At 70.9% G+C, this 25,544-nt stretch carries 27 protein-coding genes; 13 read left to right on the top strand and 14 right to left on the bottom strand.

What is annotated here, in order from left to right; genetic code table 11:
• Positions 1-123: 123 nt before the first annotated feature.
• The gene (locus ABD160_RS08970; protein WP_344020349.1) at positions 124-987 is read left to right on the top strand and encodes a hypothetical protein; all 864 of its coding nucleotides are present in this window, start codon (positions 124-126) and stop codon (positions 985-987) included.
• 619 nt (positions 988-1,606) lie between these two features.
• On the opposite strand, the gene ABD160_RS08965 is transcribed toward ABD160_RS08970, so the two are convergent.
• The 6 genes from ABD160_RS08965 to ABD160_RS08940 all read right to left on the bottom strand — a co-directional run bounded on the left by ABD160_RS08965 (position 1,607) and on the right by ABD160_RS08940 (position 6,614).
• On the bottom strand, positions 1,607-2,062 hold the full coding sequence (locus ABD160_RS08965) for an HIT family protein (RefSeq protein ID WP_344020347.1): 456 nt from the start codon (positions 2,060-2,062) through the stop codon (positions 1,607-1,609).
• A complete protein-coding gene (locus ABD160_RS08960) occupies positions 2,059-2,772 on the bottom strand; it encodes a macro domain-containing protein (RefSeq protein ID WP_344020345.1) in 714 nt (237 codons plus the stop codon). Before ABD160_RS08960 ends, ABD160_RS08965 begins: the two co-directional genes overlap by 4 nt.
• 167 nt (positions 2,773-2,939) lie before the next feature.
• On the bottom strand, positions 2,940-3,449 hold the full coding sequence (locus ABD160_RS08955; RefSeq protein WP_344020343.1) for a TIR domain-containing protein: 510 nt from the start codon (positions 3,447-3,449) through the stop codon (positions 2,940-2,942).
• Between the two features lie 365 nt (positions 3,450-3,814).
• Positions 3,815-4,369 (bottom strand): sugar O-acetyltransferase, encoded by a 555-nt coding sequence (locus ABD160_RS08950; RefSeq protein ID WP_344020341.1) that lies wholly within the window; start codon positions 4,367-4,369, stop codon positions 3,815-3,817.
• 176 nt (positions 4,370-4,545) lie between these two features.
• Positions 4,546-5,229 carry a uridine kinase family protein gene (locus ABD160_RS08945; protein ID WP_344020339.1) on the bottom strand — a complete coding sequence of 228 codons (684 nt, stop codon included), beginning with the start codon at positions 5,227-5,229 and terminating at the stop codon, positions 4,546-4,548.
• 473 nt (positions 5,230-5,702) lie between these two features.
• Positions 5,703-6,614 (bottom strand): putative RNA methyltransferase, encoded by a 912-nt coding sequence (locus tag ABD160_RS08940; protein WP_344020337.1) that lies wholly within the window; start codon positions 6,612-6,614, stop codon positions 5,703-5,705.
• Positions 6,615-6,927: 313 nt separating this feature from the next.
• Here ABD160_RS08940 and ABD160_RS08935 point away from each other — a divergent pair, with 313 nt between their 5' ends.
• Positions 6,928-7,404: a hypothetical protein gene (locus ABD160_RS08935; RefSeq protein WP_344020335.1), complete on the top strand. Its 477-nt coding sequence runs from the start codon at positions 6,928-6,930 to the stop codon at positions 7,402-7,404.
• A 38-nt stretch (positions 7,405-7,442) separates the two neighbouring features.
• Here ABD160_RS08935 and ABD160_RS08930 read toward each other — a convergent pair whose 3' ends face one another.
• Together ABD160_RS08930 and ABD160_RS08925 are read right to left on the bottom strand one after the other, a co-directional pair.
• Entirely contained in the window at positions 7,443-7,964 is a 522-nt protein-coding gene (locus ABD160_RS08930; RefSeq protein WP_344020333.1) for a GNAT family N-acetyltransferase, read from the bottom strand.
• A 340-nt stretch (positions 7,965-8,304) separates the two neighbouring features.
• Positions 8,305-9,303 (bottom strand): Abi family protein, encoded by a 999-nt coding sequence (locus ABD160_RS08925; RefSeq protein ID WP_344020331.1) that lies wholly within the window; start codon positions 9,301-9,303, stop codon positions 8,305-8,307.
• Positions 9,304-9,679: 376 nt separating this feature from the next.
• Between ABD160_RS08925 and ABD160_RS08920 the strand changes: the two genes are divergently transcribed.
• A complete protein-coding gene (locus ABD160_RS08920) occupies positions 9,680-10,108 on the top strand; it encodes a pyridoxamine 5'-phosphate oxidase family protein (protein WP_344020329.1) in 429 nt (142 codons plus the stop codon).
• Between the two features lie 219 nt (positions 10,109-10,327).
• On the opposite strand, the gene ABD160_RS08915 is transcribed toward ABD160_RS08920, so the two are convergent.
• Positions 10,328-10,783 carry a hypothetical protein gene (locus tag ABD160_RS08915; protein ID WP_344020327.1) on the bottom strand — a complete coding sequence of 152 codons (456 nt, stop codon included), beginning with the start codon at positions 10,781-10,783 and terminating at the stop codon, positions 10,328-10,330.
• 391 nt (positions 10,784-11,174) lie between these two features.
• Here ABD160_RS08915 and ABD160_RS08910 point away from each other — a divergent pair, with 391 nt between their 5' ends.
• Both ABD160_RS08910 and ABD160_RS08905 read left to right on the top strand, forming a co-directional pair.
• Positions 11,175-12,875 carry an NAD(P)/FAD-dependent oxidoreductase gene (locus tag ABD160_RS08910; RefSeq protein ID WP_344020325.1) on the top strand — a complete coding sequence of 567 codons (1,701 nt, stop codon included), beginning with the start codon at positions 11,175-11,177 and terminating at the stop codon, positions 12,873-12,875.
• The gene (locus ABD160_RS08905; protein WP_344020323.1) at positions 12,872-14,308 is read left to right on the top strand and encodes an ATP-binding protein; all 1,437 of its coding nucleotides are present in this window, start codon (positions 12,872-12,874) and stop codon (positions 14,306-14,308) included. The genes ABD160_RS08910 and ABD160_RS08905 overlap by 4 nt, the downstream gene beginning before the upstream one ends.
• A 46-nt stretch (positions 14,309-14,354) precedes the next feature.
• Here the strand turns inward: ABD160_RS08905 and ABD160_RS08900 are convergent, their stop codons facing one another.
• Together ABD160_RS08900 and ABD160_RS08895 are read right to left on the bottom strand one after the other, a co-directional pair.
• Positions 14,355-15,128 (bottom strand): SDR family NAD(P)-dependent oxidoreductase, encoded by a 774-nt coding sequence (locus ABD160_RS08900; RefSeq protein ID WP_344020321.1) that lies wholly within the window; start codon positions 15,126-15,128, stop codon positions 14,355-14,357.
• Complete coding sequence (locus ABD160_RS08895) at positions 15,125-15,724, bottom strand: hypothetical protein (RefSeq protein WP_344020319.1); 600 nt, start codon at positions 15,722-15,724, stop codon at positions 15,125-15,127. Before ABD160_RS08895 ends, ABD160_RS08900 begins: the two co-directional genes overlap by 4 nt.
• Positions 15,725-15,885: 161 nt before the next feature.
• Between ABD160_RS08895 and ABD160_RS08890 the strand changes: the two genes are divergently transcribed.
• A complete protein-coding gene (locus tag ABD160_RS08890) occupies positions 15,886-16,791 on the top strand; it encodes a LysR family transcriptional regulator (RefSeq protein WP_344020318.1) in 906 nt (301 codons plus the stop codon).
• 18 nt (positions 16,792-16,809) lie between these two features.
• On the opposite strand, the gene ABD160_RS08885 is transcribed toward ABD160_RS08890, so the two are convergent.
• Positions 16,810-17,790 (bottom strand): AraC family transcriptional regulator, encoded by a 981-nt coding sequence (locus tag ABD160_RS08885; protein ID WP_344020316.1) that lies wholly within the window; start codon positions 17,788-17,790, stop codon positions 16,810-16,812.
• A gap of 81 nt (positions 17,791-17,871) precedes the next feature.
• Between ABD160_RS08885 and ABD160_RS08880 the strand changes: the two genes are divergently transcribed.
• Complete coding sequence (locus ABD160_RS08880) at positions 17,872-18,717, top strand: NAD(P)H-binding protein (RefSeq protein ID WP_344020314.1); 846 nt, start codon at positions 17,872-17,874, stop codon at positions 18,715-18,717.
• A gap of 17 nt (positions 18,718-18,734) precedes the next feature.
• On the top strand, positions 18,735-19,154 hold the full coding sequence (locus ABD160_RS08875) for a pyridoxamine 5'-phosphate oxidase family protein (protein ID WP_344020312.1): 420 nt from the start codon (positions 18,735-18,737) through the stop codon (positions 19,152-19,154).
• 16 nt (positions 19,155-19,170) lie between these two features.
• Here the strand turns inward: ABD160_RS08875 and ABD160_RS08870 are convergent, their stop codons facing one another.
• Positions 19,171-19,470, bottom strand: a complete 300-nt coding sequence (locus ABD160_RS08870) for a hypothetical protein (RefSeq protein ID WP_344020310.1) — start codon at positions 19,468-19,470, stop codon at positions 19,171-19,173.
• Between the two features lie 187 nt (positions 19,471-19,657).
• On the opposite strand from ABD160_RS08870, the gene ABD160_RS08865 reads away from it, so the two are divergent.
• The 4 genes from ABD160_RS08865 (at position 19,658) to ABD160_RS08850 (ending at position 24,070) form a co-directional block, all read left to right on the top strand.
• The gene (locus ABD160_RS08865) at positions 19,658-19,882 is read left to right on the top strand and encodes a hypothetical protein (protein ID WP_344020308.1); all 225 of its coding nucleotides are present in this window, start codon (positions 19,658-19,660) and stop codon (positions 19,880-19,882) included.
• Between the two features lie 107 nt (positions 19,883-19,989).
• A complete protein-coding gene (locus ABD160_RS08860) occupies positions 19,990-21,054 on the top strand; it encodes an alpha/beta fold hydrolase (RefSeq protein WP_344020305.1) in 1,065 nt (354 codons plus the stop codon).
• A 5-nt stretch (positions 21,055-21,059) separates the two neighbouring features.
• Entirely contained in the window at positions 21,060-22,880 is a 1,821-nt protein-coding gene (locus ABD160_RS08855; RefSeq protein WP_344020303.1) for a helix-turn-helix domain-containing protein, read from the top strand.
• Between the two features lie 146 nt (positions 22,881-23,026).
• Positions 23,027-24,070 (top strand): alcohol dehydrogenase catalytic domain-containing protein, encoded by a 1,044-nt coding sequence (locus ABD160_RS08850; RefSeq protein WP_344020301.1) that lies wholly within the window; start codon positions 23,027-23,029, stop codon positions 24,068-24,070.
• Between the two features lie 50 nt (positions 24,071-24,120).
• Here ABD160_RS08850 and ABD160_RS08845 read toward each other — a convergent pair whose 3' ends face one another.
• Positions 24,121-24,738, bottom strand: a complete 618-nt coding sequence (locus ABD160_RS08845) for a DedA family protein (RefSeq protein ID WP_344020902.1) — start codon at positions 24,736-24,738, stop codon at positions 24,121-24,123.
• A gap of 64 nt (positions 24,739-24,802) precedes the next feature.
• On the opposite strand from ABD160_RS08845, the gene ABD160_RS08840 reads away from it, so the two are divergent.
• A complete protein-coding gene (locus ABD160_RS08840; protein WP_344020299.1) occupies positions 24,803-25,540 on the top strand; it encodes a class I SAM-dependent methyltransferase in 738 nt (245 codons plus the stop codon).
• The last annotated feature ends 4 nt before the right edge of the window (positions 25,541-25,544 follow it).

Genomic DNA, 25,544 nt, shown 5'->3' with positions numbered 1-25,544 from the left:
GGCACACTTCCACGAGGCGCCGCGTTCGACAATCTACGATGGCCCATCTCATCGGTAAATCAATGATCGGCGGAGGATTCGATGTCACTTAATTGGGGCGGCATTGCCACGGTCGGCGGTAACATGAGTGAGGATGACCAAAGTTTAGTGCGTTCAGCTCTCAACATTTACGGAGACGAGGTCGGGCGTCTTCTAGACGCGGCGCAGATACCTCGTGCTGCATCCCCTCTCTTTAGGCCGTGGGGTCTAGTTGCATACTGGGACGCCGAAAAGATTGTTGCCGCGTTTCTTAAGGCAGAGAGTATTCCGATGCAGCACTGGATCGATGACCGAGGTCAGATCGTTCCGGTCGATGGGCTTCTAAACGACATACGTCAGCAACTTAGCGGAACAGTTATTACTCATGTGGTTCTGCCGCATCCGCCGGTCTCCCAATCTCAGGTGGTGGCGGCGGCAGCACGCCATTTCGCTGACGTTGAGCGCGACATGGCTCTCGGACGTCTGGGCAACTTAGCGGGCGTCGAGCATCTGGAGCCAGCGCTTCGAGAGTTCATTGCAGATCATCCTGATCCGAGTAAGAATGTCTTCGTAATGATGCGCTTCAAAGAGAACGACCAAATGTCTGCGATTCATAGATCTATCGCGGACAGTCTTGCGAAGTTGGGCTTCCATGCAATTCGCGCCGATGACCGAGACTACACGGGCGAACTCTGGACCAACGTTCAAGTATGCATGACCGGCTGCCAGTTTGGCATCGCGGTATTCGAGGACATCGATGATCGCGACTTTAACCCGAACGTTTCGCTTGAGCTTGGATACATGCTCGCATCTCAAAAGAGATGTCTCATTCTGAAGGAGAAGCGGCTGCCGAATCTTCCCGCAGACGTTCTCCACAGACTCTATAAGGACTTCGACATGTTTAAGATCGAGGAGACAGTCGCTCATCAACTGGACCGCTGGATCCGCATTGATCTGAGAGCAACGTGAGCTAAGCCGTTAAACGACAAACGAACTTCGCCGCCATCGTCGTGCCCGTCGCAGCCGGATCTGCGTCGTCTCCCAATGCACAATTATCCTGACCGTACGCAACGTCTCACCGCCGCCCCTGAGTCAATCTGATCCGAACCCTCATCCATGATGAGGCCGAGGGTGACGAGGTTTGTCCGGAGCGCGGCTAGCCCGACTCTGCCGCCAACGACTCATGACGCCCTCGCCGGGCGGGGCTGGTCTCCGGGATGGCCGGGGTGTGGCATCCCGACGACCTCCCGGAGGGCTACCACACGACGTCCCGGGGGCGGAGTCGGACGACTTCGGCCGGCGGTTGCGTCGAGGGCCGCCCCCGGGCCGCCGCGCGGTCGGGCGTTGCCAGGTCGACGGGATGCCACATGAACACCGGGCACGAATACGGACGAACTGAGTCAAGATCGGCCCGTACGGACCCGGAACGGCGTGGACATCCACGGAAACCCCGAAGCTGCCTCACTAGCGTGTTCGAGCTGATCGGATGGTCGACCTCGTCGCTTTCGGGACGACTGAGTCGCCTACTCGCGCCTTCTGTCAATTGTTGGAAAACTAGCTTCTACCCGGTGTCGGCACCCACGGCCCGCTACCGATGTCGTCCGATACTGAGTAGCGGACGCAAGATTTCGGCTATGACGTCGGTGTCACTGATGGGCAACTCTGGCACGTCGCCGAAATCCGTGCCCCCTTCGGGTAGGGTGCCAGCGACGTGAAAATGCACGTGCGGAACCATCTGATTAGCTGAAACGCCGTTGTTCTGCCACACGGCGATGCCGGTAGGTGCGTAGGCATGCGCGATGGCGTCGGCCACCTCAATCACAGCGGTCATGACTAATGGCGCCTCTGTGACCGTTAGGTCGAGCAACGTTGGCCGGTGGGCTACTGGAACAACGAGCACGTGGCCGACACCGCGTTGCTCTCGGGTCACTAGCATTGCAACGAGTTCTGTGCGGTGCAAGACCGTAAACGGGCGTTTGCCCCCCAGGTAATCACAGAAAGCACACGGCTGATCTGGTGACGGGACGTCGAGAGCGGAACTCATGATGGCCGCAGCGAATTGAGAAACGCCTGTAATTCTAACGCATCCAGGTTTTTGAAGTCATCGCTACGCACGACGATATTGAGCTGGCGCGACACTGGCCGAGCACGGGACGCGAAGATATAGGAAAGTACGGTGAGTCGGATGGCGTCTTGGACTGGCAAGTACCCTGATAGCCGCGACTGGCCACCGCCGATCACGCCGATAGAGATGGGATCACCGTTGCCACGTGTGTCGGCTAGGCGCCATAGCTCATTGAGGCTGGTCCAGATACCGTCGACGTTGGCTTTCACTGTGCAGTCCGACTGCATCTCTGTATACGCAACACAGAAGTAGAGCTTGCGCGGGGTTTGGTTGAGCACGACCACGGTACCCAAAGGGTAGATGTCCTGTTTGCCTCGCTTAGCGTCTACCGCTTTAAATGATTCTGTTGGAGACACGTTGGCAAGGGCGCTAGTGAGGTCGTTGTCTAATGCCTGGTGGTCTCCATTGTAGATGCGGGCAAGCAGCTGCCCCTGCACACTGTCCGATGAGATTACATGGGGGGTCTCGGTGTCGAAGGTCGTCGACATGCCGACCACGACGTTCCCTTCCTGGTCGAACAGGTCGCCAACGAAAACGCGAACCTCTGTCTTCGGCTGCTGATAGCGCTGCTCGATAGGGCGTGGCCATGAGCACAACAATGCCCAACCGATCGCGATCGCGACGATCACGGCCACCACTGGCCAAGCCGCCGGCGGTAGCGCAGTGGGGAACACGGCGTCGGTGATTCCGATAACGGCCCCGATGAGGCCTAGCGCGGCAAAAAAGTGCGTAGTTAGCCGGATCCAGAAGCGCCCGGTCCGTAGATCGCGAGCGATGTTCGTACGGCTTCTTTGACTCATAGGCCCAAATTTGCGTAGACGCTGGCGGGATACTGGTGTGGGCCAGTCTTGTTGCTCCCCGCGTATTCCTCAGCGTAGTTGTCAAGAGCATACTTGATAATGGTCGGCTGGAAAGACACGGACACGGTGTAGTGCGCCTTGTCGAGGAACGCTTGCGGGATGAAGTTCTGGTCGACCGTTCGATCTCCATCGAGGTTGGCCACGACCACCGGCAGATCGAGCTGAAGGACCGTCTCCACCTCGTAGTGGATGAAGGACGATGCCCTGGCTGCCTTGCTCCTGCACACAGCTGAGCCGAGCAAGACAACCTGCTTCGTGTTGTTCAGCCTTTCTCGTAGGCGTCTGCGTATCGTGTCTGGCTGACTTGTGTCTAGAGCAGCGGCTAGATCGTGCGCGTCATGAAAGTCAAAGTCGATGTGGTCGTTGTCGCGCCAGGCTTCCATCAAGCGGTAGCACTTGATGTCTTCGCTCGCGAAGGCAACGTACGTCTTGTTCCGGTAGCTCACTCGGCCTCCCAGGCTTCAGGCGCTCGGCTCGCCAAACCGGACGCGGCACAACACAAGACACGCCCACGACCATAGTTGGGTGACGGCGATGCTACGCAACGTCACCGACGCGCCGACGCCGCCCCTCGATCGTGGACAACAGCTTCTGCCTCCCTGACCCACTGCAGTCGGCGTAAAACAGCTCGCCCTAGCTCGCTCCCAGCGGGCCGTTCCTGGGCCGTCTGGGCCGTCTCTGGGTGGTGTCAGACCACCCAGCACGAGAAACGACGCTGACCGACGGGCTGGCTGGTGTTCTCGCTGCTCGGCACCGTTTCCGTGCGCCTGGTCAGGCAGCCTGCTTGGTCTCAGAAGATCTTGTCGGTCTCTCAGATCTGGCGGATGGTGCGGGCCGGGTTGCCCGCGACGAGAACGTGATCCGGCACGGCGCGGGTGACGACGCTGCCCGCCCCGACCACGGCATCCGCCCCGATGGTCACGCCGGGGCAGACGATGACCCCGGCACCGAGCCAGGTGTTGCTCCCGATGCTGATGGGCAGGGGGCGCTCCCATCCCTCGCGACGGTGGTCGTGGTCGTCCACGGGGTGTTGCGCCGTGAGGAGCTGGGTGCGCGGTCCGATCCGGACGTCGTCGCCGATGGTGATGGTGGCGTCGTCCATGAAGAGGGCGTCGTGGTTGACGAAGGCGCGGTGGCCGAGGGTGATGTGGGTGCCGTAGCTGCACAGGAAGCGGGGCAGCACCACGACGCCGTCGCCGAGCCGGTCGACGATGTCGCGGAGGAGGGTTGCGCGTTCGTCGTCGTCATCGGTGCCGGTCGCGTTGAACCGGTCGAGGAGGCGCCCGCAGCGACGACGGTCGTCGGCGAGGTCGGGTTCGTCGAGGTACCAGTCGTTGCGGAGCATGCGTTCTTTGTGCTCGCCCACACTGCTGATCCTGGGTCCCGAATGTCCTCGGGTACAAATCCGGTACAAACCAGCCCGGCCAGCGACACCCAATGACGACCGACCGCCACCAGCGAATCCGCAGCTCAGCGACCGGATCGGCGGTGTTTCGGGTGGTCGGAGTTTCCCCAGCGGCAGTACATCTCCAAGCGCAGGCTCTACGTGGATCCGGGAGCACCGAGTACGAGGTCGAAGCAGCCGCAAGGCATTGTGGTGTCGAAGTAGTAGTTCTCAGCTGCGGACCAGCGTGCCTCCCAGCCCGCCTGGTACGAGTCACCTTCACGATCAATCAACCGCTGCCGACGGACGTCGCGCGGAATCTCCAGCAGCACCCGTAGGTCGAGCAGGTCCTGCAATTCCGGTCGGCAGCTGTACGCACCCTCGAGCACGACGACCGGCGCTATCCGGGCGATCGTGGGAGTCGCTGAGGGCGGGACGCTGTCGCTGTCCCAGTGCTCGGACTCCCAGTCGAAGCCGTGCCACTCGGCAACACCATCTCGGCGAAGTCGCTGCAGGACATCGCGCTGACGACGCCAGTCGATCACCGCAGCCGCCTTCTCCGACGCTGCTCTCCGATCCCAGGTGTCAGCACTGCCGCCGTTGTAGAACTCGTCGCCCTCGATCACGGTCACTGTGTCGCTGACATCGCCTGGTTCGACGAAGTCCTCCGAGACCGTCGCCGCGAGGGTCGACTTCCCAGCTCCGCTACGGCCGTCCACCCCGACGAACAGCGGGCGGCGGCCGGCCGTGAGGCGTCGCCGCAGCTCAGCGATCAGAACGCCGGCCGGCTCCCGCCCGTCCACGGCTGCCGCGAACACGGCCGGTCGATCGTCGGGAACCATACGACCAGAATGGCGCACTGGTTCCGTCTGCCGGTGAGTGTCCAGTCGAGTGACACCGACCGGCACGCGGCCGGACGTCCGTGGACTGTGCAGGATGCCTGACCAGTACAAGCCCCGGAGCCAGGGCAGACCCGCGCCAGGCCCGTCAGTCGGCTCGCCGACCGGCCGGTAAGGAGACGGAGCGGTAACCGGGAGAACCTGTCGTACGAATTTCCTCAGCCGTACGTCGATCGGGCGCCTCCCGGTCGGCCTACACGGCGATCCCGATCGGATCGTCCGCCGCTCGCCGTTCCATCTCGTCTGGGTCCCGGGGGCATACGGAATTCCCGCGACCGGCCCGGGGAATCCGCTCGGACGGACGGCGATGGCTGCGCCGCGATGCGCTTTCTCCGGCCGCGCCCGCCGCAGGTACCGCCGATCCGGTCCTCGCGACAGCGTCTCCGGGACGATCTCCGATCGCCCGACGTGCCGCGTCATCCGGCGCCCCGGGTCGCATCCCGACGGAGGACGACGACGTCCACCGCGGCGGTCAGCCCCACGATCCGCGGAAGCCGTGCGAGCACGCGGTCACGGTGGTCTCCGTCGACGTGATGGGCGCTCGGCCCCATGCCGACGAGTGCGCGGACCTCGCGGGGCTCCAGAGCGAGCCGCCATCGCACCTGTTGCCGGGCGACGGCCGTGAAGCCCGCGAAGGCGTGGCGCAACCGGTCCGCCTTGCGGGCGTCCACGCCGACCACGCCGAGTCGGCCGCGCAGCTCGCGCAGATGGTCGGCGCCCGCGGTCGCGACGATCGCGATCCCGTCACGCGTCAGGACACGATCGATCTCCGCCGGTGTCCGTGGACCGAAGACGTTCAGCACGACGTCGGTCGATCTCGACGCGAGCGGCAGCGGCTGCCACATGTCCGCGCCGACGGCAGCGGCCCTCGGATGGGCGCGGCCTGCGCGTCGGAGTGCCGCCACGGACAGATCCAGGGTCACGCCCCACGCGCCCGGGAGCGCGTCGAGGGCGGCTCCGAGGTAGTGGCCGGTGCCTCCGGCGAGATCGGCGACGAGTCCGTCCTGCCGGGGAGTGTGCTCGACGGCGAACGCCGTGATCGTCGAGCGCAGTGCCCCGAAGTGGCCCTGTCCCAGGAACGACTCGCGTGCCGCCACCATCGCCGCGGTGTCCCCGCGGTGGCGGCGCCGGCCGGGCAGCAGCGTGACATGGCCCTGGCGGGCGATGTCGAAGGAATGCCCCGCCGGGCACCGGAGGGTGTCGGTGTTCCGTTGCAGCGCAGCGGCATCGCACAGCGGGCACCGCAGCCGCCGGAGAACGGCGTCCAGCGGGGTCGGGTATCGGGCGGAGCCGTCGGAGTGGCAGCCGACGGCGGGTGTGGTCTCCACGATCGCGCAGTCCCTGTGAACCGGAGGGGGACGCGGCGGTGGCACGTCTGCACGACGAGCCCATGTCGGCACGGGTCAGAGGCCGTCGGACCGCGAGGCCGGACGGCGGGGTGCACCGCCTCAGGCGGTGCGGGGGCGCTTCGCGAGCGGGAGCCACATGGGTCCGGACCCTACCTGCCCGGTCGTCGTCGCGCGTCGAGCCGACACCGGATCGGATGACGATCCCGCAGTCGCAGTAACCCTCGTTGGACCGTTCGCGACACAGAGGGCAGAACCCCAGCTCACGGGGTCGGCCGTCGGGTAGAGGGGGTCCATGGGAATCGGTCGCCACGTCCTGGTCGCTGCCGTCGCCGCCACCCTCGCCGCGTCCGCGTGCAGCGCCGCGTCGGGTGCGGACCGGGTCGCCCTCGAACCGGCGGCCCCGTCGGCGACGAGCCCCTCCGCGCCCGCCACCGGTCTGCTGCCCCGGGTCGATGCCGGCTCGTCCGGGCTGCGGTCGGCGGTGGACGAGGCGATCGTGGCGGCGCACGACCGGGTCGCCGCGGCGGAGAGGCGGGCGCAGGAGGCTGCCCGTCGCAGCGAGGACCCGGACCCTGCGGGGGCCGCGCGGGCGACGTCCGATGCCGGCTGCGCGCAGCGGGCGATGGCCGCCGGGCAGTTCGACCCGTCCTGTGCGGCCTACCAGGGGTACCTGGACCCGGGTACGTCCGCCGGTCGCGCGCCGACCAGCGGCGAGGTTCAGCTGCAGTACGCCTGCGAGCAGGGCCTGGTCCCCGAGGACGACTGCTGACGCCGTGCTCGGCGTGACCGCCGGCGGGCGGTGCCGGTCTACCGGTGTCGCCTCGTAGGGTCGGTCGATCGCCGTACATCCAGCGCTGTATCAGAAGTGAGATCCCTGAGGTGGGTGGCGTAAGTGTCGGCGGAGAGCAGCGGAAGCGGGGCTCGACGGTCGCGGAAGAGTGCTCGTAGCTCGTGCCGATAGCGCAAGGCTCGAATCGTGACTCCGGCCATCAGGTCGTCCTTGCCTTGGCCGTCGCGAGCCCAGCCGGTGGCCTCGTAGAAGGCCTGGGCCCGGATGTTGGTCTCCAGGACCCACAGCGTGCCGGTCCGATACGCACTACCCAGCTCTGCGAGCGCGCTGTGCATGAGGCGGCTGCCCAAGCCCTGTCCCCACGAGGCGGGGTCGATGTAGAACGACGCGATCTCGCCCGTCGAGTCCGGACCGTCGTCGCCATCTCGGCTCGGTACAAAGTGAGCGAAGCCTGCGACCCGGGCGTCGTGGTCCTCGATGAGCAATGTGCCGCGGCCCGGCCACTCTGCCGCTTCGATCTCGGCTTCCCAACGGGCCACGCGGTCCGTCGCGTTCAGTGAATCCAGGAGTTCGTCCGGTAGCTGGCCTCGGTACCCGGCCTGCCACGATCGGACGTGGACCCTCGCGATGGCGCCTGCGTCCATTGGCTCAGCGCGTCTCACGGCCACCCTCCTCACGCTAGCTCGCCTCCGCGGCCGATGGCGGATGACGGCGCGAGTGCTATGTGGGTGCGAATCCGGTACGGACCAGCCCGGCCGACGACGACCGGCGTTCACCAGTGAATCCGCATTTCAGCGGCCCGATCAGCGGTGGTTCGGCCGGTCGATCCTTTCCCGCCGTTGAGGCCGGACCCGTACCGAGTGGGTGTCGACGAGGGTGTCAGGGAAGGAGATGCGGTCGCCAGAAGTCGTCGGCCGCCCAGCCGTCGGGGACGCCCATGCCGCGGAGATTCATCTGGGGCCGGGTACTGAGGAGGTTGTGCAGCCGCCTTGCCCACCCGCTGCCGGGGGACACCGAGCCGAGAACCGATTGCAGGGACACGAGCACGGGGTAGAGGCGCTTTCGCGACCGCTCCGGCAGGGAGTCCGCTCCCTGGAGCCATGAGATCGCGGGTGTCGTCGGGATCGCGGGGTAGACGCCGAGGCCGACGTTCCACAACCGCCCGTGATGGGCACAGATGTTGCGCGCGCGGACATAGGTCTGCATCCAGGACTCCAGTACGGGGGTGGTCAGCCCGAGGTTCTTGGCGACCGCAGTCCGGTCGGCCCGCCTGCCCAGGTTGCGGTACGCGCCGGCCAGCTGACCGATCGTCAGGGTCTCGACCATCAGCCAGGACGGCGGAAGCTCGGGTGAGCCGTACGTCGTCAGGTAGTGCTCGAGGGCCGAGCGGTGGACCAGCGAGTCCTCGCCGGTCTCCGGTGCACCGCGCAGCCGCTCGTCGCAGGTGTCCCGGACGATCTTCAGCAACCTCGTGTGCCTGCGGGAGTCGCCGAAGTGCCTGCTGCGCATGTACCAGTGCGGGTCGCCGTACGTCGTCGACATGTGGTCGGTCAGTGCGGTGCGCACGGCGACCTCTACGCGCTCGAGGGCGTCCAGGACCAGCAGACGCAGGGCGCGGTCGAAGGTGTAGAGGTCGAGCACATCGTCGAACGCCGTGCCTTCCCGGAACTCGTGGTCAGGTTCGCCGTGCCGGAACGGGATCGTGTAGGGAGAGATGCGGTAGTAGCCGATGTGCTGCAGGTGCCTGCGAGCTCGGTTCGGGTCCGGGATCCTCAGTCCGCGATCTGCGAGCCGGTCGACGAGCTCGTCCAGGCTCAGCGGCGGCTTGTCGTAGGGCAGCGAGCCGCGGGGACGAGGCGGACGAGGTCGTGGAGGCATCCTGCGCACATCCCCGACCCAAGCAGACGAAAAAATCCCCCAAGTGCGCATCGAGGAGAGGCGTGGGGGATGTAGTGGTGCGATGTTAGCACTCGCGACCGACGCGCCGCGTCCGAGCAGGCGCGTGCATAGAGGGGGACCGGCCTCCGTCCCGAGGCACGTCCGCCGAGAGTCGCCCCTCAGCGCGGGAATCGGCAGATCGGGTCGAGTCCGAGAGGGGAAGCCCTCCGAGGGTCGGTCACGGTGCGCGAACTGCCGCGGGCGAACGTGGACGGTGACCTGGGATCCGAGCACCGGCAGCCGGTAGATCGAGCCCGGTGCCGTGCGGTCCCACCGGCTTGACCTCCACCGGACTCCAGCTCCTAGCGTGCCGACCATGTCGAACGGAGCAGTCCGGGCGGGCCTGTCGGCCGACGAGTTCCTGGCCCGTCCGCTGGTCGCGCACCTCGCGACGAGCGGACCGACGGTCCGGCCGATCTGGTTCCTGTGGGAGGAGCAGGCCCTCTGGTGGATCACCGGCTCGTACAGCCGGCTGCCGGCCCGGCTCGCCGTCGACCCGGACGTCGCGCTGGTCGTCGACTCCTGCGACCTCGCCACGGGGGAGGTGCTCCAGGTGGCCCTGACCGGTCGCGCCGAGGTCGTCGACATGGACGTCGAGCGTGCCCGCCGCAAGCTCACCCGCTACCTCGGAGCAGATCCCGGCCGGTGGCCCGAGCGGTTCCGGGCCGTGCTGCGCAGTCCGGACACGCGACTGGTCAGGATGGATCCGCGGCGCCCGCCGGCCCTCGTCGACCTGAGCTTCTGACCGGCGACACACCCCGGCTGCGGGTGCCCACTTGACGCCCGGCTCGACGTGGTGCCCGCAGCCGGTCCGGGCCCGACCGGCAGTCCCGCACACCTCGGCACTGCCGGACGTCGATCACCGGCCCCACGGGCGGCCGAGCTGGAGGTGGCCACCCGGCCGGTCGCGCGGCGTCGAGCAGCCCCGGCCGCGCTCCCGGTGCCGGCCGGCGAACCCGGCCCGCTACCGGGCGTCGACCTGCGGCACCCGCCCGTCGGATCCGTGCAGCAGCCACCGGACGCCGGAGCGCGCCAGCATCAGGGTGACGACCAGCAGCGTCACCGAGACGAAGCCGCCGAGGCTGACCCGGTCGCCGAAGACCAGGTCGACCGCCTCCAGGACGACGAACTTGCTCCCGAACGCGACCAGCCAGAGACCCACCGCGGCCGTCACCTTCCCGAGCGGGGTGGACGCCCCGCGCAGCCGTGCGACGATCCGCTGCTTGGCGACGAGCACGACCTCCAGAACGGCCTTCAGCAGCACGGCCGTCAGCAGCGTGAGGGTGAACGTCTCGCTCAGCACCCGGGGCAGGTACTCGACGAAGAGGTTCAGCACGACGACGTAGGCGAACACGTCGACCAGATCGGCCGCGAGCCGTGGGTTCACCTGCGGGCGGGCGCCCCCGGCCTGATCGGACATGCCAGCCACCACCGTCGGAGATCCTCGCCGGCAGCGCCGGGCCGTGTCGCGACAGCGTAGTCCGGCCGCGCCCGCGGCCGGGCCGTCCGGCCGGGGACCCGGGCGGGCGGGAGCACCCCGCGGCCGGTCCGCGCGCTGGTCGCGCCGGGCCGCCGCCCGACGAGCGGGTACCGGGCCCGGTCGGTGGTCCGGGCCCGGCTGCTGGGCGGGTCCGGGCTCGCGCTCGCGCCCACCTCACCCGCTGGTCGGCGCCGGCGGTCGGGATCGGCACCTGGCCGGCCGAGACCGCGCTGCGCCGGCTCGCCTACCGCCCGCTACGCCACAACGGCCGGGAAGCGCGGGCCGCCCGATGAGCCTGCCGCGACGGCCGTCGGCACGGCAGGATGGTGTCATGACGGAATCCCCGGCGTCGTCCGCCGGCTCGTTCCTGCCCGCCAAACCCGCACTGGTGACGGTCGACGACGATCCCAGCGTCTCCCGGGCGGTGGCCCGCGACCTGCGCCGCCGCTACGGCGAGCGGTTCCGGGTGGTCCGCGCCGAGTCCGGCCAGGCCGCGCTCGACGCGCTCAAGGAGATGGCGCTGCGCGGCAACGACGTCGCCGTGCTCCTGGCCGACTACCGGATGCCCGGTATGAACGGCCTGGACTTCCTCGAACACGCCCTCGATCTCTACCCGGTGGCCCGCCGGGTGCTGCTCACCGCCTACGCGGACACCTCCGCGGCGATCACCGCGATCAACGTCGTCGACCTGGACCACTACCTGCTCAAGCCGTGGGACCCGCCGGAGGAGAAGCTCTACCCGGTCGTCGACGCGATGATCGAGGCGTGGGAGCGGGCCGAGCGCCGCGAGGTCTGCGAGACCCGGGTGATCGGGCACCGCTGGTCGGCCCGCTCGCACGAGCTCCGCGACTTCCTGGCCCGCAACCAGGTCCCGTACCGCTGGTACCCGGTGGAGGCGCCGGAGGCGTGCCGGCTGCTGGCCGCCGCCGGGGTCGACGACTCCCGGCTCCCGGTGGTGATCTCGCCGGCCGGTGAGTGCCTGGTGGCGCCCGAGGAGGTGCAGCTCGCCGACCGGGTCGGGCTGGCGACGGTCCCGGCCACCGACTTCTACGATCTCGTGGTGGTCGGCGGCGGCCCCGCCGGGCTCGGCGCGAGCGTGTACGGCGCGTCCGAGGGGCTGCGCACCGTGCTGGTCGAGCGCACCGCGACCGGCGGCCAGGCCGGGCAGAGCTCGCGGATCGAGAACTACCTGGGCTTCCCGGACGGCGTGTCCGGCGCCCAGCTCACCGACCGGGCCCGCCGGCAGGCCGTCCGGCTCGGCGCGGAGGTGCTGACCACCCGCGACGTCGTCGGGCTGGAGGCCAACGGCAGCGCCCGCACGGTCCGGTTCGCCGACGGCACGGCGATCCACGCGCACGCCGTCGTGCTCGCCACCGGGGTCTCCTACCGGGAGCTCACCGCGCCCGGGCTGGCCGACCTGGTCGGCCGCGGCGTGTACTACGGCTCCGCGCTGACCGAGGCGTCGGCCTGCTCCGGCGACGACGTCTACATCGTCGGCGGCGCCAACTCCGCCGGTCAGGCCGCGGTGTACTTCGCCCGCTTCGCCCGCAGCGTCACCATCCTGGTGCGCGGCCCGGGCCTGCAGGACTCCATGTCGCAGTACCTCATCGAGCAGATCGACGGGATCGACGCGATCACCGTCCGCACCGGCACCGAGGTCGTCGAGGCCACCGGCGGCGAGCACCTGGAGAAGCTGACGCTGCGGGACCGCGCGACCGGCGAGACCGAGACGGTGGACGCCGGCTACCTGTTCGTGTTCATCGGCGCCAGCCCGCGGACCGAGTGGCTGGGCGAGCGGATCCGGCGCGACGCGGGCGGCTTCGTGCTGGCCGGCCCGGATCTCCTGACCGACGGCAGGCGCCCGGCGGGATGGAACGCCGACCGCGATCCGTTGCACCTGGAGACGAGCCTGCCCGGGGTGTTCGTCGCCGGCGACGTGCGGGCCGAGTCCGTGAAGCGGGTCGCGTCGGCCGTCGGCGACGGGGCGATGGCCGTGTCGCTCGTCCACCGGTACCTGGAGAACCCGTCATGACCGAAGCCGTGCAGACCAGTTGCGACCCGGACGAGCTGCGCACCCTGTTCCTGTTCGAGAAGCTGGCCGACGAGCAGCTCGGCGCGCTCTGCGAGCAGGGCCGGGTCGAGCTGCACCAGCCCGGCCCGGTCTACACCGAGGGCGACGCGGCGACCTGCTTCTTCGTGCTCATCGAGGGCACCGTGGTGATCAGCAGGCGGTCCGGCAGCGAGGACGTCGAGGTGGAGCGGACCTCGCAGCGCGGCGTGTACGCCGGGGCGTGGACCGCCTACCTCGGCGACCGGGTCCCGCAGGTGTACGGCAACTCGCTGCGGGTCACCGTGCCGTCCCGGTTCTACGTGCTCGACGCGGAGAAGCTCGCGGTGCTCATGCAGGCGTGGTTCCCGATGGCGCTGCACCTGCTCGAGGGGCTGTTCTTCGGGATCAAGAACACCCAGCAGGCGGTCGCCCAGCGGGAGCGTCTGCTGGCGCTGGGCTCGCTGTCGGCCGGTCTGACCCACGAGCTCAACAACCCGGCCGCGGCCGCGGTCCGGGCGACGGCCACGCTGCGCGAGCGGGTCGCCGCGATGCGGCACAAGCTCGGCCTGATCGCGGCGGGCCCTTACCAGCGGGCCGATCTGGAGACCCTGATGAGGCTGCAGGAGGACGCCGCCGACCGGGTCGGCAAGGCGCCCGACCTGAGCCCGATCGAGGCGGGCGACGCCGAGGACGCGGTCGGCGAGTGGATGGAGGACCAGGGCATCGCCGGCGCCTGGGACGTCGCCCCGAACTTCGCCGCCGCCGGGATCGACGTCGACTGGCTGGAGCAGGTCCGGGCGAGCGTGCCCGAGCCGCTGCTGGAGAGCGCGGTCCGCTGGCTGAACTACACGGTCGAGACCGAGCTGCTGATGAACGAGATCGCCGACTCGACCACCCGGATGTCCACCCTGGTCGGCGCCGCGAAGCAGTACTCGCAGATGGACCGGGCGCCGTACCAGACGGTCGACGTGCACGACCTGCTGAAGTCCACGCTGGTCATGCTGGGCGGCAAGTTCGGCGACGGCGTCACCCTGGTCAAGGACTTCGACCGCAGCCTGCCGCCGATCTCGGTCTACGCCGCCGAGCTCAACCAGGTGTGGACGAACCTGATCGACAACGCGGTGCAGGCGATGGACGGGCACGGCACCCTCACCGTGCGCACCGGCCGGGACGACGACCGGCTGCTGGTCGAGATCGCCGACACCGGGCCGGGCGTGCCGGAGGAGATCCGCTCCCGGATCTTCGAGCCGTTCTTCACCACCAAGGCCGTCGGCGAGGGCACCGGCCTCGGCCTGGACATCTCCTGGCGGATCGTGGTCCGCCGGCACCACGGCGACCTGCGGGTGCTCTCGGAGCCCGGGAACACCCGCTTCCAGGTGCTGCTGCCGTTCGAGGTGGCCGAGCCGCAGGACTGACCGGGCGGCACCCGCCGCCCGGTCAGCCGGTGCCGGACCGGGCGGATCAGGTGAGGACGGTGCCGCCGTCGACCGCGATGGTCTGGCCGGTCACGTTCGCGGCCCGCTCGGAGAGCAGGAACGCGACCATCTCGCCGAGGTCCTCCGGGGTCTGCGGGCGCCCCATCGGCACCATCGACTCCACGAACCCCTGGAAGATCGTCTCCGGGGTCGACCCGGCGTGCGCCGGGTCGTTCGCCAGCAGCCACTCGCTGGTGGTGCGCCACATGTCGGTCCAGATCAGCCCGGGCATCACGGTGTTGGCGCGCAGCCCGGTCGGTGCCCCCACCCGGGACAGCACGTGCGTCAGCTCGATCACCGCGGCCTTGGACGGGCCGTAGTCGGCGAGCACCTCCAGGCCGAGCCGGGCGCCGATCGAGGCGATGTTGACGATCGCGCCCGGCCGGCCCGCCCGGCGCAGGAACAGCTCCTGCGAGGTGAGGAAGGTGCCCCGGGTGTTCACCGCGAACGTGCGGTCCCACTGCTGCTCGGTGAGCTCGGTGAAGGGCACGAACATCCCGACGCCCGCGACGTTCGCGAGTGCGTCGACCTCGCCGAGCTCGGCCTCGGCGGCGTCGAACGCGGCCCGGACCGACGCCCGGTCCGCCACGTCGCACACCGCGTGCGCGACCCGCGCGCCGTCGGCGGCGAGCTTGCCGGCGACCTCGGCGAGCCGGCCGGCGTCGACGTCGGTGAGCAGCACCGGCTGCTCCTGCGCGAGCCGGGCGGCGATCGCCGCGCCCAGGCCGCCGGCCGCCCCGGTGACGAGTGCGACGCTCACGGCAGCTCCCGGGCGATCTCCGGGGCGAGCAGCTCGGCGGCCCGCTCGGCGGTGATCACGTCGGCCGGGTCCGGGCGGGTGATCTCGCGGGAGGCGCCGTCCTCGTAGACGTGCTCGCCGATCAGCCTGCCCCGCTCGTCGTAGGGCCAGACGAACGCGAGCGTGCGGCGCAGCAGGTACATCTCGGCCGGGTCGTCGCCGGCCCGGACGTTGCCGAACGCGCTCTCGCCGAGCATCGGGGCCGGGACGAACGCGTTGAACACGACCTCGCCGGAGAAGCCGTGGTCGTTGACCGCGATGTCCTGGTCGGCCACCCACATGACCAGCGCGTTGGCCGCGACCAGCGACTCGTAGAAGCCGGTCACCTCGGCCATCCCGTCCAGGACGATCGACTGGCCGCCCTCGTGCAGCCGGTACTGCGGGTGCTCGACGGTCATCTCGGGGGCGAGCAGCTCCTGGTAGCGCCCGGACACCTCCAGCAGACCGTGCAGGCGGTAGTTCTTGAGGATCTTCCGGTGCCGCGGGTTCTCGATGTTCTCCAGCTGCTTCTCCAGCCCGGCGAACATCGTCACGAACTCCTGCTCGTAACGGCTCATGTGGTGGTACCTCCGTCGTTGGTGGTGCGGCAGAGGCTCGCCCGCCGGGCGGCGCAGCGTCCAGGACATGTTCCGGCGCTCGCGTGAACCGATCGGTTATCACCGCAGGTGCTGACGCCGGTAGCGACATGGCGTGCAACACTGGCGACGGAGGAGTCGCCGTGGACCTGAACCTGCACCTGGTGCGCTATCTCGTCGCCGTCGTCGACGAGGGGCACTTCGGCCGTGCGGCCGCCCGGCTCCTGGTGAGCGGCCCGGCGCTGAGCAAGCAGATCCGCACGCTGGAGCGCAGGCTCGGGGTGGAGCTGCTCGACCGCAGCGCCCATCCGGTCGTCCCCACCGAGGCCGGCCGCCGGTTCCTGCCGGACGCCCGGGCGGCGCTGGCGGCGGCCGACCGGGCGGTCGCCGGCATCGAGGCGTACCGGCGGGACCTGCACGGCGTGCTGCGGCTCGGGTTCATGAGCGCGGCGACCGGCACGCACACCCGGCGGATCCTGGAGCTGCTGCAGCGCGACGCCCCGGCGGTGAGCGTCCAGCTCGTCCAGCTGCCGTGGCACGAGCAGGTGAGCGCGGTCCGCGACCGCACCGTCGACGCGGCACTGGTCCGGCCGCCGGTCGCCGACCCCGGCGGGCTGCGGTTCGACCTGGTCCGGCACGAACCCCGGGTCGTCGCGCTCCCGGCCGGGCACCGGCTGGCCGCCCGGTCCGCGGTCACGCTCGCCGATCTCGACGGGGAGCCGCACGTCGACGACGACCGCAGCGACCGGGTGTGGGTGCGGTGGTGGGCCTGCGATCCGCGGCCCAGCGGGGCGCCGGTGCGCTACGGCCCGGTCGTGCACACCATGGACGAGCTGCTGGAGGTCGTCGGCCGGGGTGCGGCGATCGCGATCACCGGGGGATCGGTCGCGGACAGCTTCCGGCATCCGGACGTCGCGTTCGTGCCGGTGCTCGACGTCGATCCGTGCCCGATCTCGCTGTGCACCCTGGACGGCGAGCAGTCGACGCTGGTGGCGGCGCTGCGCCGGGCGACGCGGGCGGTACAGGACACCTTCGGCGCCGGGAGCTGAGACCGGGGCCGGGCGGGCTCAGCCGGACCGTTCGGCGGCCGGCGACCCGGGCGGTGACCCGGCGACCGGCCCGCCGCCGGTGCGCCGGAAGTCGCTGGGGGTCACCCCGCGCACCCGCTTGAACGCCGCGCTGAACCCGAACGCGTCGGAGTAGCCGACGCTCCGCGCGACCTCGGCGACGGTGGCGCCGTCCCGGCCGGTCAGCAGGTCCGCCGCGAGAGTCATCCGCCAGCCGGTCAGGTAGGTCAGCGGGGGCTCGCCGACCAGCTCGGTGAACCGTTTCGCCAGCGTCGCCCGGGACACCCCGGCCCGCTCGGCGAGCGACGACACCGTCCACGGCGCGGCCGGTTCCTCGTGCAGCAGGCGCAGCGCGTGGCCGACGACCGGATCGCGGTGCGCGCTGTACCAGGCGGGCGGCGCCCCGCCGGGCCGGTCGAACCACTCGCGCAGCGTGCACACCAGCAGCCAGTCCAGCAGCCGGTCGAGCACCACCTGCTGACCGGGCGCGTCGACGGCGACCTCCGCGGCCAGCAACGCCCGCACCGCGTCCGCGGTGCCGTCGGGCGCGAGCCGCAGCACGTCGGGCAGTGCGTCGAGCAGCCGCCGCCCGATCTCGCCGGTCACCGGGTACGCGCCGGTCACCAGCGTCGTCGAACCGGGGCGGTCGGCGGTGTCGTCGTGCCAGCCGAGCCGGTGCTGGGTGCCGCCCAGCTCCGGCACCGCGCAGGACTCGCCGCACTCGATCGGCTCGGCGGCCGTCCCGGGCGCGTCGACGAAGGAGAACCGGGCCGGACCGCGCACGACCAGCATGTCGCCGGCCGCGAGATGCTCCGCTGGACGCCCGTCCGGCACGATCCATCCGGCGCCGTCGAGCACCGTGCACAGGGTGAGCGGGGCGCCGTCGACGAACCGCAGCGACCACGGTGCGGTCAGCGTCGAGCTGCCGAACAGCGAGCCCTGGGCACGGACCCCGCGGAACAGGTCACCGAACGCGTCCACCCCGCCAGGCTAGACGAACACACAGGAGATCCGGCTTCCTGTCCATGGAATCGTCCGATCCGGCGGCGTTGACTCGGTGCCATGACCACCACAGCCACGGACAGAACGCTGGTACTCGGCGCCACCGGCAAGACCGGCCGGCGGATCGTCCCCCGGCTGCGGATGCGCGGCGTCCCGGTCCGGCCCGCGTCCCGCTCCGGTCCGACCCGGTTCGACTGGTCGGACCCGGCCGGATGGGACGCGGTGCTGCGCGGCGTCGGCACCGTCTACGTCGTCGCGCCGACCGTGCCCGGCCCGGTGCACGGGTTCGTCGACCGGGCCGAGGCGGCCGGGGTGCGCCGGTTGGTGCTGCTGTCCGGGCGCGCCGCCGACGACTGGGGCGACACGACGTTCGGCCGGGACATGCTCTCGGCCGAGGACGCGGTGCGCTCCTCGGCCCTGGAGTGGACCGTGCTGCGGCCGTCGAACTTCGCGCAGAACTTCGACGAGGACGTCTTCCACGCCCCGCTGCTGGCCGGCTCGCTCGCGCTGCCGGCCGGCCCGGTGCCCGAGCCGTTCGTCGACCTGGAGGACGTCGCCGACGTCGCCGCGGCCGTGCTCACCGAGCCCGGCAGGCACGCCGGGCTGGTGCACGAGCTGACCGGCCCGCGTGCGGTGCGCTTCGCCGAGGCCGTCGACCTGATCGCCGGCGCGTCCGGCCGGCCGATCAGCTACCGGCAGGTGTCCCCGGACGCCTACACCGCGTCGCTCGTCGAGCAGGGTGTGCACCGCGACGAGGCGGAGCTGGTCACCGCGATGTTCGTCATGATGGAACGCGGCGCCGGCGCCGCGACCACCGACGGGGTCGCCACCGTGCTGGGACGCGCACCGCGGCCCTTCGAGGACTACGTCGTCCGCGCCGCCGCCGCCGGTGCCTGGCGCGGCTGACCGACGGGAGGGACACGATGAGCACCAGCACCGCACTCACCGCCGAGGACGTCGAGTTCCTCGGGCGCCCGCTGCTCGGCCTGCTGACCGTCGCCGGGGCCGCGGAGCCGCCGCAGCCGCGGCCGGTCTGGTTCGAGGCCGCCGCGGACGGCACGATCGCGCTGTTCACCCTGCGGGGCTCGCCGAAGCTGCGCCATCTCGAACGCGATCCGCGCGCGTCGCTGGTCGTCGCCGCCCCGGTCGGAGAGCGCGAACGCTGGGTCGCCGTCGCCGGCCGCACCACGCTGCACGACGACGGGGTGGACGAGCTGGTCACCCGGCTCGCCGGCCGCTACTGGGATCCCGTCGACCGGGCCGGCGATCTGGCCGGGATGCTCGCCGGGGACAACGTCCGGGTGCAGCTGCACCCGGAGAAGGTGTCCCGGTTCTCGTTCTGAGCCCGGCCGTCCGGACTCAGGTGCGGTCCCGCATCCGGTCGATCTGCTCCTTCGCCTCGACCAGCGAGGCGCCGGTCGTCTCCCGGTACGCCTTCACCGCGGCCACGTCGCTGCCCTCCGCGAGCAGCGCCTCGACCCGGCTCAGGTCGGGCCGCTCGTGGTCGATCCCGAGGTGGTCGAGGACGGCGTCGAGCTTGCGCTCGACGTTCCGCAGCCGGGCCCGCTCGCGCTCCCGGTCGCGGCGGTCCGCCGCCAGCGCCGCCATGATCACCAGCACCGCGCCGAGCACCAGCAGGCCCACCATCGCGTAGTCCATGTGGCGCAGCGTACGTCCAGCGGCCGCCCGCGCGACCGGGCACGCGGGGTGACGGCCGCTCCGCGGGACGGCGGGGCCTGCGGGTGGCCCGGTGCCCCGCGTGACACGCGGCGCTACTTCGATCATGTTGCGGGACACGAGGGGTCGAATTGCGGTTCCCTGTCGTCGAGTCGCGCGTTGACCGGGTATGAACGTCGACGCCGACGCCCTGACCGCGCCCATCCTCGGCCGTTCCGACATCGAGTCGCTGCGCCGCTCCGGCCCCCGCCACCGGCTGCACGACGAACCCGCGACCGTGGCCCCGGCCCCCGCCGGGGCGCCCGCGTCGCCCGGCTGGCCGTGGCTGGCACTGGTCGTCCTCGGCAATCTCGTCGTACTGGGCATGCTCGTGCTCGTCGTGCTCTGGACCTGACCTTCCGGCAGGTCACGCCGGGCGCGCCGGACGCCGCTGCTTGTGTCCCGACTCACAACGGGGGAGAGTCGCGGAGCAGGCCCGCGGCGTCGAGGAGCAGAGGATCAATGGCGATCGAGAACCCCTACTACACGCACGAGTTCCACGGTGACTACGACCTGGTGAGCATCGGGGAGTTCGCCCTGGAGGAGGGCGGGGTCATCCCCGACCTGAACCTGGCCGTCGCCACGTTCGGCACGCTGAACGAGGCCGGGGACAACGCGATCCTGGTGACCACCTGGTACTCGGGCACGCACCAGATCTTCCGGGACGTCTACATCGGCCCGGACCGGGCGCTGAACCCGGAGCGGTACTTCATCGTCGTGATCAACCAGATCGGCAACGGGCTGTCCACCAGCCCGCACAACGCCGCCGGGGCGAACGCCAAGATCGCCATGTCGCGCTTCCCGCACGTCCGGATCGGCGACGACGTGCGCGCCCAGGAGCAGCTGCTGCGCGAGCACTTCGGCATCGAGACGCTGCAGCTCGTCGTCGGCGGCTCGATGGGCGCCCAGCAGACCTACGAGTGGATGGTGCGCTTCCCCGGGAAGGTCCGGCGGGCCGCCCCGATCGCCGGGACCGCGCAGAACACCCCGCACGACTTCCTCTACACCAAGGCCCTGATCGAGGCGATCACCTCCGATCCCGGCTTCAAGGACGGCGAGTACTCCTCCAACGCCGACGTCGTCGACGGCCTGAAGCGGCACGCCGGCATCTGGGCGGTGATGGGCTTCTCCACCGAGTTCTGGAAGCAGGAGCTGTGGCGGGCCCTGGAGTTCGAGTCGAAGGAGGCGTTCATCGAGGGCTTCCTGGAGCCCTACTTCACCCAGATGGACCCCAACGACCTGCTCTGCATGGCCTGGAAGTGGCAGCGCGGCGACGTCGCCCGGCACACCGGCGGCGACCTCGAGGCCGCACTGGGCCGCAACACCGCGGTCGCCCGGATCATCCCGATCAACGAGGACATGTTCTTCCCGGTCCGGGACCACGAGGCCGAGCTGGAGCTCACCCCGCACGCCACGATCCGGGTGATCGACGACCTGCTCGGGCACCTCGCCCTGTTCGGTGTCTCGCCGACCTACATCGGGCAGGTCGACAGCTACCTGCAGGAGCTGCTCGACACCGACGCCTGACGACGGTGACGGACCCGGTCGCGATCGAGTCGGCGCGCCGCAGCTTCCTGGCCGACGGCGCCGCCGGCCGGTCGCCCGCGGTGCGCCCCGAGGTGCTCCGCTCCTGGGAGCGCTCGAAGGTGGGGGAGCCGGTCTTCGCCGGGCACGAGGCTGCCGGTTCGGCGGTCGCCGAGGCCGACGAGGTGTTCGCCCGGTTCCTGACGCTCACCCCCGACCTGCCGTGCTCGCTGGCGCTGGTCGGGGAGGACGGCGTGCTGCGGGTCCGCCGGGACGGCGGCGGCGGGCTCGCGGCGCTGCTCGACGCCGTCGGGTTCACGCCCGGGTTCCGGCTCGCCGAGGACGTCGTCGGCACCACCGCCGCCGCGCTCGCCCCGCACACCGGCGGCGCGGCCCGCGTCGACGGTCCCGAGCACCTGCATCCGGACCTGACCTGGCTGGCCGAGGCCGCCGCCGTCGTCGGGCGGGACGACGGCGGGCCGTGCGACGCCGTCGTCGTCCTCGGGCACGTGTCCGACCCGCCCGGTGAGCTGGGGCTCGCCGTCGCCCGCGGGCTCGCCGCGGACGTCGGCGCGCTCGTCCGGGACCGCCGGACCCGGCTCGCCAGGGCGGTGCACGACGGGTACGCGGCCGCCGAGACGACCGGCCACGCCTGGGTGCTGGCCACCGACGGGGCGTTCCTGCTCACCTCGCCGGGGGTACGCCGGCTGCCCGCCGCCGACCAGCAGGCGCTCGCCGATCTCGCGCTCGGCGGCGCCGTGCTGTGCGAGGACGGGACCCGGCACGCCGACCTGCCGTCCGGGCGGTGCGCGCAGCTCGGCGTGACGCCGGTACCGGGCGGCGGCTGCGTCGTCGCCGGCGGGCCGGTCGACGAGTCCCGGGCCGCGGTCGTCCCGGAGGCGGTGCGGCGGCAGGGCTCGCACGTCGCCCCGACCGGCCGCCGCGACTACGCCGCCGACCTGCGCGACGGCGAGGGTCGCGCGCACTCCGAGGCCCGGCGGCGGGCCAACCGCGAGCTGCTCAGCCCGTACCTGCGGGCCCGGCACGAGGTCGCCGCCGCGGTCGGGCAGGGGCGGCACCAGCTGCTCGTCGGGGAGGCCGGCGCCGGGAAGCGGACGCTGGCCGTCGAGCAGTTCCGGCGGGCGCACCCGCAGGGCCGCACCCGGGTCGTCGACTGCGCGACGATCGGGAACGGCGGCCCGGACCCGCTCGCCCCGGTCGCCCGCGAACCGGGGGACCGGCCGCACCTGCTGGTGCTGTCCCAGCTGAACCTGCTCGGCCCGGTCGCCGCGCGCCGGCTCGACGAGTCGCTGCGCACCCTGGTCGCGATGCCCGGGCCGCTGCTCGTCGCGGGCTGCGTCGACTCCGCGTCGGTCGACGCGACCCGGCCCTACGGACTGCTGCTGCGGCACTTCCACGAGACCGTCCGGGTCCCGGCGCTGCGCTACCGCGCCGACGAGCTCGGCGACATCGCGCTGTCCATCCTGCACTCGCTCTCCGGCGGCCGGTCGCTGCGGCTGTCGCTGCAGGTCGTCCGGGTGCTGGAGGGGTACGCCTGGCCGGGGAACCTGCGCGAGCTGACCGACGTGCTGCGCTACGTGGTGGCCCGCAAACCGGTCGGCGTGATCCAGGCGCCGGACCTGCCCGCGTCCTGCTTCACCGGCCGCGCGCCGCGGATGTCGATGCTCGAGGCCGCCCAGTGCGACGCGATCATCCAGGCGCTCTACGAGTCGCGCGGCAACCGCTACAAGGCCGCCGAGATGCTCGGCATCGCCCGGTCCTCGCTGTACCGCAAGATCGACGCGTTCGGGATCAGCTACATCGGCTGAGAGTGTCCCGTTCCCGGGACGACCGGCCCTGCCACGGCACCCACCGGCTGCGGAACAGTCCCATATCGCGACAGTCGAATGTGTTCCGGGTCACTAGCGTCGAGGACGCTGGACCAGACCCACCTGCGATGACGCGGAGGCAGCAGATGAAGGCACTCGTGTACCACGGCCCGGAGAGCAAGGCCTGGGAGGACGTCCCGGACGCGGCCGTCCAGGACCCGACCGACGTCGTCGTCAAGGTCGACACCACCACCATCTGCGGCACCGACCTGCACATCCTGCAGGGCGACGTCCCGGCGGTCACCGACGGCCGGATCCTCGGTCACGAGGCGGTCGGCACGATCACCGAGGTCGGCGACGCGGTCAGCGGGTTCTCGGTCGGCGACCGGGTGCTCGTCCCGGCGATCACCAAGTGCGGCCGCTGCGCGTACTGCCAGCGCGGGATGCCGTCGCACTGCCAGACCGTCGGCGGCATCGGCTGGATCTTCGGGCACCTGATCGACGGCACCCAGGCCGAGTACGTCCGGGTGCCCTACGCCGACACCTCGCTCTACGCGGTACCCCAGGGCGTCAGCGACGAGCAGGCGATCTTCCTGGCCGACTCGCTGCCCACCGGTTACGAGGTGGGCGTGCTGGCCGGCAACGTCCGGCCCGGTGACACCGTCGCCGTCGTCGGGGCCGGCGCGGTCGGCCTGTCCGCGGTGCTGACGACCGGGCTGTGGGGCGCGTCGAAGGTGATCGCCATCGACTCCAACAAGTTCCGGCTGGAGAAGGCACTGGAGTTCGGCGCGACCGACGCCGTCGAGGTCGGGCCCGGCACCGTCGGGGACGTGACGGCGCTGACCGACGGGCTCGGCGTCGACGTCGCCATCGAGGCGGTCGGCTACCCGGAGACCCTGCTGACCGCCGCGTCGCTGGTGCGGCCCGGCGGCACCATCGCCAACGTCGGCGTGCACGGCACCCCGGTGGAGCTGCCGATGCAGGACATGTGGATCTCCAACGTCACCCTGACGATGGGCCTGGTCGACACCGTCTCGATCCCGACGCTGCTGAAGATGGTCGCCGGCGGACGGATCCCGGCCGAGAAGATGGGGACCCACGAGTTCACCTTCGACCAGATCGACGAGGCGTACGACGTGTTCAAGAACGCCGCCGCCAACCAGGCGCTGAAGGTCGTCATCCGGCCCTGAGGCCGGGCCCCCGCGGCCGGCCGAGCGGATCGGCCGGCCCGCCGGGGGCCTCACCCGTCGGACGCGGCCCGCTCCAGCCGGGCCCGGACCTGCCGCGACACCAGCAGCCCCAGCACGACGGCGACCACCAGCGCCACCCAGGAGAACCGCTTCAGCCAGGTCTCGGCGACCAGCCCGAGCAGCTGCACCGCCGCCACCGTGCCGCCGGCCCAGAGCACCGCACCGGTGGCGTTCGCGGCGAGGAACGCCGGGTAGCGCATCCGCATCGTCCCGGCCAGCGGGCCGGCCAGGATCCGCAGCAGCGCGACGAACCGCCCGAACAGCACCGCCCACCCGCCGTGCCGCTCGAACACCCGGCGCGCCACCGCGACGTGGCCCGGCCCCAGATGGCGGGGGAACCGGCGGCCGAGCCGGTCCAGCAGGGCGGTGCCGTACCGGCGGCCCACGGAGTACCCGATCGAGTCACCGACGACCGCGCCGGCCGTCGCCGCCCCGGCCAGCGCGACCGGATCGATCCCCGGCCCGGGCCGGGTGGCCAGCAGCGCGGCCCCCACCAGCACGATCTCGCCGGGCAACGGCACACCGACGCTCTCCACGCCGACCACCACCGCGCACAGCAGGTAGATCGCGAGCGGCGGGACCGCCGTCAGCCAGGTGTCGAGGTGCACGGATTTCATCATGCCTGGGTATGTCTGCTGCGGGGACCGGCCCGGCCGGGCAAGATCCGCGGCCGTGAGCACACCGCTGGAGCAGGCCTTCCTGGCCGCGCACGAGGACCTGCCCCGCGAGGCACCCGGATCGGAGGAGACCACGGCGCTGCTGCTGCAGCTCGTCGGACCGCTGCCGGAGGCACCGCGGATCGTCGACATCGGCAGCGGCACCGGCCCGGCGACGCTGCCGCTGGCCGCCGCGACCGGCGGCGAGGTGATCGCCGTCGACGCGCACGAGCCCTACCTGGCACGGCTGCAGGCGCGCGCCGCGATCTCCGGACTGGGCGAGCGGGTCCGCCCGCTGGTCGCGACCATGGACGACCTGCCGTTGCCCGACGGCGAGGCCGACCTGGTCTGGGCCGAGGGCTCGGCCTACATCATGGGCTTCGACGCGGCACTGGCCTCCTGGCGGCGGCTGCTCGCCCCCGGCGGCACCCTGGTGCTCACCGAGGCCGAGTGGACCACGACCGACCCGTCGCCCGGGGCCAGGCGGTTCTGGGACGCCGGGTACCCGGCGATGCGGACGACCGCCGGCAACGTCGCCGCCGCCCAGCAGGCCGGGTACACGGTGGCGGCCACCTACCTGCTCCCGGACTGCGACTGGGACGCCTACTACCGCCCGCTCGCCGCGCGGCTGGAGCTGCTGCGCGCCGACGGGGTGGATCCGGAGGTGCTCGACGAGGTCGGGCGGGAGATCCGGGTCCGCGAGGAGTTCGGTACCGACTACGGCTACACCGGGTACGTGCTCCGGCCGCGCTGACCGG

The sequence above is a fragment of the Pseudonocardia kongjuensis genome, assembly GCF_039526905.1.
Taxonomy (GTDB): domain Bacteria; phylum Actinomycetota; class Actinomycetes; order Mycobacteriales; family Pseudonocardiaceae; genus Pseudonocardia; species Pseudonocardia kongjuensis.
This window is presented reverse-complemented; position numbering and strand designations above follow the sequence as displayed.